Source organism: Streptomyces sp. NPDC041713 (genome assembly GCF_055591085.1).
The window spans coordinates 1-2325 of the sequence record NZ_JBVIZY010000029.1; the positions used below are offsets into that span (position 1 = coordinate 1).

The 2325-nt window shown below is 64.9% G+C and carries 2 protein-coding genes and 1 pseudogene; 2 read left to right on the top strand and 1 reads right to left on the bottom strand.

Translation table 11 applies throughout. From position 1 onward, the window contains the following. Positions 1–94 precede the first annotated feature (94 nt). Together ACZ6CV_RS37195 and ACZ6CV_RS37200 are read left to right on the top strand one after the other, a co-directional pair. A pseudogene (locus ACZ6CV_RS37195) lies at positions 95–372 on the top strand (transposase); the annotation flags it as partial. Between the two features lie 527 nt (positions 373–899). Further along, entirely contained in the window at positions 900–1448 is a 549-nt protein-coding gene (locus ACZ6CV_RS37200; RefSeq protein ID WP_469256333.1) for a DUF4262 domain-containing protein, read from the top strand. Here the strand turns inward: ACZ6CV_RS37200 and ACZ6CV_RS37205 are convergent. After that, the gene (locus ACZ6CV_RS37205) at positions 1391–1876 is read right to left on the bottom strand and encodes a transposase (protein ID WP_469256335.1); all 486 of its coding nucleotides are present in this window, start codon (positions 1874–1876) and stop codon (positions 1391–1393) included. The genes ACZ6CV_RS37200 and ACZ6CV_RS37205 overlap by 58 nt on opposite strands. Positions 1877–2325: the final 449 nt, after the last annotated feature.

Below are 2325 nucleotides of genomic sequence, written 5' to 3' on the forward strand. Positions count from 1 at the left end.
ACAACTCCCACAGGCTGTCCGGCGCCATTCGCTCAACAAGTGCGGCCGTCACCATCCCAGAGTGCCGCAAGATCACGCCAAACGAAATGGCGTCTTATTGATTGCCATGGGAGACAACAGCGACCGGTTGCGCGGTGAAGCGTCGTTCGCCGCGTTGTGCGGGGCGAGCCCGGTGGGGTACTCATCGGGCAGCAGGCTCCATCGGCGGCTCAGTCGTGGGGGAAACCGGCAGGCGAACGCGGCCCTACATCGCATCGTGCACTGAGCCGACTGCGCTGGGATGCGCGGACGCAGGCGTACTACGAGCGACGTGTCACCGAGGGCAAGACCTGCCGCGAGACCATTCGTTGCCTGAAACGGTACGTCGTCTGATCCAGGCCCAGCGCCAAGACCCGCACCGCGCAACAGTGCATTGACGGCTCCGGCTTGTAGCAGCGCGGCACCGAGAGGTAAGTGCGCGGCCTACCGCATCATCGACTCCACTCACACACCCGTGCCACGAAACAACTACTGCTATTAATCGGGGAGTTGAGGTGCGGCACTCCCTCGCTGGAACGTAGGTTCGAAGTGGATGATGGATGGATCGCGTGCCAGTTCGGTGTGCCGGTCGTTAGGCGGCGCACCCAAAGCATTCTGGGCTGCCGGGCGCTTCGAGGCTCACGGCAGGAGGGGCAGCGAGGAGAATGGCGCAGACGAGGGTGGCTTTATTCACGCGAGTAGCGCCGTCGGATGTTCATGGGTTTGGGAGGCACCCGGATCCAAGGTGGGTGATGTTCACGAGTTTTGGGTTCTGGCACAGATCTTGGGGACCGATTGCAGAGGGTGACAGTGTCGTTCGATTAGAGGGCGGTCACGAGCCCATCTGGCCGGCTCAATCACTCACCTCGTAGCCTCCGCGTATGACTGCCGATCCGTTCCAGTGCCGCTGCGTCCTCTGCCATGACTACGGTGACCGAGCCGAAGCGGACCGCATGGAGGTGACAATCATCGAGAACGTGCAGCGGCACGGATGGCACGTCGTGATGGTTCCCGAGGACGACATCGGTCCTGGATTCGCCTACACGATTGGCCTCGCGCACGCTCACGACGCACCTGAGCTCGCCATGTTCGGACTCGATATCCACGTCATGCACCGCATTCTCAACAGGCTCGGAGAGAAGTCCGCCGCGGGCGGTGTACTGGCCGACGGCCAGAGACATCGTGACGTTGTCGACGGTCACCAAGTCGCGCTCAGGCAGGTTGATCTGCGCTGGTACCGGACCTTCTTCGGACAGGCCATCGGGTTCTACCGGCGGCCCCCTTTCCCGGTGCTGCAAGTTGCGTGGCCCGACGCGCATGAACGGTTTCACTGGGACGAACAGGCTGAGGTGAGGCATCGGGAGTCACAGCCTCAGCTGTGGCTGCCTCCGCGTGAGCACCCTGTCGGGATCTGGACGACCGAACTCTGACCCCGTGCCGCCAGCGACGGAACAACACCGGCGCGAGAAGCTACTGCAAGAGCATTTTGCGGAGCAGTTCGAATCCCGCCCGACCGTAGATGCCGCTTGATCTTCTTGATGCGGTTCACGGCGCCCTCGATACTGCCAGAGCTCCAGTTCAGGGTGAGCCCAGCTGTCACGGCATCGAGATCTCGGAGCAGGTGGAGTGCGAAGCCAGTGAGGCCGGGTAACTGGCTGGCGTCGACCGCGTCGACCGCGTCGACCACGTCGATCGAGCTGGGGAGTGTGAAGCCGAGGCGGTCGGTGAGTATCTCGCCGAAGTCGCGGACATGTCCGGCTGCCGTGTCCAGTTCGGTGCAGCGGGCCAAGACATCCTTCAGACCGGCCCGATCCTCCTCGCTCAGGGTCGTGGGGTGACGGGTGAGCCACCCGGTCACCTGCCGCACCGTCGGCGGCCGCGGCGGCGCGCCGGCCGGAGCCCCGCGATATCCGCCCGCGTGATCGGTATCCGTGGTCGCGCCGGTTTCCGCGGTGTCTCCGTCACCTGCTGCGTGACCGTGTGCGCGGCTACTCCAGACCGTCAGCCGCGGTGACCACCTCGCCCTCGAGGACCGGCTCCGGGACTGGGCCCAGGACCTCTCCCGCCGACGCTACTGAGCCCACCTCACGCACCCGATGTCCCGGGTCCGCAGGCCCGCGAGGGAGCTGGGATGTGCAGGGCGGAGCTGCGGGCCGGGCCGACGCGGGGATGGAGGTCATGCCGGACGACGCATACATCCGGAGAGCCACCCCCTAGGTCGTGTCCGCATAGTCAGGGCAGCCAGAGCTGTAGGCAGGCGAGGGTGACCATGGCTTCGTAGTGGCGAGCCCGTTTGGCGTAGCGGGT

Excerpts from the sequence above, each read along its gene's own strand:
- ACZ6CV_RS37200 (WP_469256333.1), top strand. The coding sequence starts at position 900 with ATGACTGCCGATCCGTTCCAGTGCCGCTGCGTCCTCTGCCATGACTAC.